Here is a 3,770-nt window from a genome sequence, read left to right as displayed (position 1 = left end):
GTTGTGTATAAGAGACAGCCCACACCCCCGCCGCAGCCGCCGCCCTGACCGGCTGGCCGCACCGCCGCGCGGAAGCCGCCCTGGAACGCCTTCAGGACGCCCGCCTTGTCGAACCCGCCGGGCCTGACCGCTACCAGTTCCATGACCTGGTCGGCCTTTATGCCCGCGAACGGGCGCACCAGGACCTGTCCGAGGAGGAGCGCGCCACCGCCGTACAGCGAGTGCTGCACCACTACCTGTGCACCATCTGGACGGTGTGCACCATGTTGAACAGCGATCCCGTACTGCGATGCCCCGTCGAACTGCCCGACTCCCCCTTCAAGGAACTGGCCGAGGCGGAACGATGGATCCAGGGCGAGCGGGACAACCTGATCGCCGTCACGCAGCAGACATTGGCCGGCCCCGACCCGGTGACCGCCGTCGGCCTGGCCATCGGACTCCACTGGCCCTTCAGCTACCAGGGCTGGCACACGCAACTGGCCGACGTCTACGCGCACGCCATCGACGCGGCGGATCGCGTCGCGGCATGGGAGGACAAGGCCCAGCTCCGCAGCTTCCTCGGCTGGGTTCACCGTGATCAGGGCCGCTACGGCGACGCCATCTCGCAACTGAAGACGGCTCTCACCGACTGGGACCGCGCCGGACTGCCTCGTAGGAAGGTGGGAGCCCTCAGCAACCTCGGTGTCATCCACACGATCGTGGGACGTCTCGACGACGCCCTCGCCTCCTTGGAGTCCGCTCTGGCGCTCAACGACGACGCCGAACGCCCCGGGGCCCCGAACGTGCTCCGCAACAACCGGGTGCATGTCTACTTCCGGCAGGGGCGCTTCGACGAGGCGATCGCGGAAGCACGCGAGTTGGTGGAGCTGTGGCCGAAGACGGACCCGTTCGCCGGCGAGGGGTCGGCACTCGACTCGCTGGGCGACGTCTACCGCCATGCCGGCCGGCTGGCCGAGGCGGTGGAAAGCTACACGACGGCGGCGCGGCTGTTCCACGAGTCGAGCTACCGCCTGAAGGAGACCAGATCACGCTGGTGGCTCGGCACTATGCTGCACCGCCTCGGACGCCACGGCGAAGCACGGGAACAGTGGGGGCACTCCGTGAGCCTCCTGTGCGCCGCCCGCCTGCTCACGCCCCGTGAGGCGACCGAGCTCCTCGCCCAGGCCGTGCCCGAAACACCCCAGCCGATCAAGAACCTGCTCTGACCCGCGCACCTCGTCGGCCACGAAACCCCATCGCCCCGGAGGATGACTGAACGATTTGCCCGGCCACGAACAGACCAACCGAGACCGGAAAGCCGGAAGGGGTGCACCGCGATCACGGTGCACCCCTTCCGAGCTGGCGGAGGATGGGGGATTTGAACCCCCGAAAGGTTGCCCTTTACACGCTTTCCAAGCGTGCGCCCTCGGCCACTAGGCGAATCCTCCGCCGACGAGCTTACCTGACTCCGAGACGTACGGAGACCATGTTTTTTCCGGGTCGCCGGGGATGGAGCGAGCACTGCGGCATGAGGCTAGACTGTCAACGGACCCCTCGCGCGGCGTCATCCTGTGAACCTCCCCAGGGCCGGAAGGCAGCAAGGATAAGCGGGCTCTGGCGGGTGTGCGGGGGGTCTCTTCGTTGAGAGCCCCCTCGCAGGCGGGATGGTCGCATGAGCCTTGCGCTTTACCGCAAGTACCGACCCGGGACCTTCGCCGAGGTCAAGGGTCAGGAACACGTCACAGATCCGCTGCGGCAGGCCCTGCGTACGGGCCGGATCAACCACGCCTACCTGTTCAGCGGCCCTCGTGGGTGCGGCAAGACCTCCAGCGCCCGCATCCTGGCGCGCTCTCTCAACTGCGAACAGGGCCCGACGCCCGACCCCTGCGGCGCCTGCGAGTCGTGTGTCGCGCTCGCCCCCACCGGCCCCGGTCACCTCGACGTCATCGAGATCGACGCCGCCTCGCACGGCGGTGTCGACGACGCGCGCGACCTGCGTGAGCGGGCGTTCTTCGCCCCCGTCTCCGCGCGCTACAAGATCTACATCATCGACGAGGCGCACATGGTGACCCGCGAGGGGTTCAACGCGCTGCTCAAGCTCGTCGAGGAACCGCCGCCGCACCTGAAGTTCATCTTCGCGACGACCGAGCCGGAAAAGGTCATCGGCACGATCAAGTCGCGCACGCACCACTACCCGTTCCGGCTGATGCCGCCCGCGACGTTGCGCGCGCTGCTGGAGGAGATCCTCACCTCGGAGAACGTGCCCTTCGAGCCGCCCGCGCTGCCGCTGGTGGTCCGAGCGGGCGCCGGGTCCGCGCGTGACTCCCTGTCGATCCTCGACCAGCTTCTCGCCGGGGCCGACGACGAGGGCATCACCTACGCCAAGGCCGTGTCCCTGCTCGGCTACACCGACGGCGACCTGCTCGACGAGGTCGTCAACGCGTTCGCGGCCCGTGACGGCGGGCAGGTCTTCCACACGGTCAACCGGGTCATCGAGGGCGGCCACGATCCGCGCCGCTTCGCCTCCGACCTGCTCGAACGCTTCCGCGACCTGGTGATCTTGGCCAACGTTCCCGAGGCGGCGTCGAGCGGGTTGCTCGACCGGCCGGCCGACGAACTCGAGCGTCTGGTGCATCAGGCCGCCTCGATGGGGCCGGCCGAGCTCACGCGCGCCGCCGAGGTCTTCAACGCCGGTCTCACCGAGATGCGCGGCGCCACCTCGCCGCGCCTGCTGCTGGAGCTGATGTGCGCGCGGGTGCTGCTGCCCGGCGCGGCGCAGGGCGAGGAGGCGCTGCTCGCCCGCCTCGAACGCCTCGAACGCGGCGGCGCGGTCGCCCAGATGGCCGTCCGAGCCGCGTCAGGGGCCCCCGCGGGTCCCGGTGTGCCGGCGGGATCCGGGGCGCCTGCTGGTTCCGGCCTGTCCGCTGGTTCCGGTACGGCGGCGGGTTCCGGTGTGTCCTCCGGTCCCGGTACGGCGGCGGGTTCCGGCCTTTCCTCCGGTCCTGGTACGGCGGCAAGGGATTCCGGTGCCGCCGGAGGGCCGGGTCAGGGGCGGGTCGCCGCTTCGCCGGTCGGTCAGGATGGTACGGCGACGGCCCAGCCGTCCGACGCCGGTGATGACTGGCCCACGCCTGTTCGTCCTGGTACGGGTGGAGAGCAGCAGGCCGAGAGCGAGGCCCCTGCCGCGGCGGGCGGCGGCGTCGCCCAGCCGCCGGCCGGGGTGGCGGACGCTTCCCAGGGCGCTCCCGCAGCCGGAGGACCGGGGGCGATCCAGGCGCAGTGGGCCAACGTACTGGCGGCTCTGAAGCAGCGCAGCATCGTCGTCTGGGCCAACGTGAGCACCAACGCCCAGGTGGTCGGCGTGGAGGGCAACCTCGTGACGCTCGGCTTCACCCAGGTCGGCGCAATGAAGAACTTCACGGGCGGCGGCAAGGACGCCGTCGTGGCCGCCGCGCTCGGCGACGTGCTCGGCGGCACGTGGCGGGTCGAGGCGGTCGTCGGCGGGTCTCCCGCTCCGCCCGCCTCGCGCGGTCCCGCCCGTCCGCAGCAGCCCTCTCATGGCGGCGGCCAGGGGCCGGCCGCCGCGCAGGGAGCGCCTGCCGCGTCCCACGGCACGCCGGGCTCCCAGGGCCGTACGGCGTCACACGGCGCCTCCCACGGCTCGTCGTCCAACGGCGCCTCCCACGACGATCAGGAATCCGCGGCCAAGGATCCCGGCCAACCTCCGGCCGCACCTCCAGGGCCCCCGACGACCGACGAGTCGTGGCCGGAGGTTGGCCGGGATCCTTGGC

At 70.7% G+C, this 3,770-nt stretch carries 3 protein-coding genes, 1 tRNA gene and 1 other RNA gene; 3 read left to right on the top strand and 2 right to left on the bottom strand.

The features are described from left to right. Positions 1–233, bottom strand: a 233-nt coding sequence (locus E1295_RS47490) for a hypothetical protein (RefSeq protein WP_166427789.1), incomplete at its 3' end; no start/stop codon positions are given. Positions 234–263: 30 nt separating this feature from the next. Between E1295_RS47490 and E1295_RS47485 the strand changes: the two genes are divergently transcribed. Further along, on the top strand, positions 264–1,205 hold the full coding sequence (locus E1295_RS47485; RefSeq protein ID WP_132641885.1) for a tetratricopeptide repeat protein: 942 nt from the start codon (positions 264–266) through the stop codon (positions 1,203–1,205). 134 nt (positions 1,206–1,339) lie between these two features. Here E1295_RS47485 and E1295_RS47480 read toward each other — a convergent pair. After that, a tRNA-Ser gene (locus E1295_RS47480) sits at positions 1,340–1,427 on the bottom strand. Between the two features lie 97 nt (positions 1,428–1,524). Between E1295_RS47480 and ffs the strand changes: the two genes are divergently transcribed. Next, positions 1,525–1,620: signal recognition particle sRNA small type (ffs, locus tag E1295_RS47475), an RNA gene on the top strand. Positions 1,621–1,651: 31 nt separating this feature from the next. Continuing rightward, positions 1,652–3,770: DNA polymerase III subunit gamma and tau (locus tag E1295_RS47470; protein WP_246081251.1), on the top strand; the 2,119-nt coding region annotated here is incomplete at its 3' end.

This window comes from Nonomuraea mesophila (assembly GCF_004352805.1).
In the GTDB taxonomy this organism is placed as follows: domain Bacteria; phylum Actinomycetota; class Actinomycetes; order Streptosporangiales; family Streptosporangiaceae; genus Nonomuraea; species Nonomuraea longispora.
The sequence above is the reverse complement of the archived record's forward strand: the minus strand, read 5'-3'. Positions and strand labels throughout refer to the sequence as shown.

Excerpts from the sequence above, each read along its gene's own strand:
- E1295_RS47485 (WP_132641885.1), top strand. The coding sequence starts at position 264 with ATGTTGAACAGCGATCCCGTACTGCGATGCCCCGTCGAACTGCCCGAC.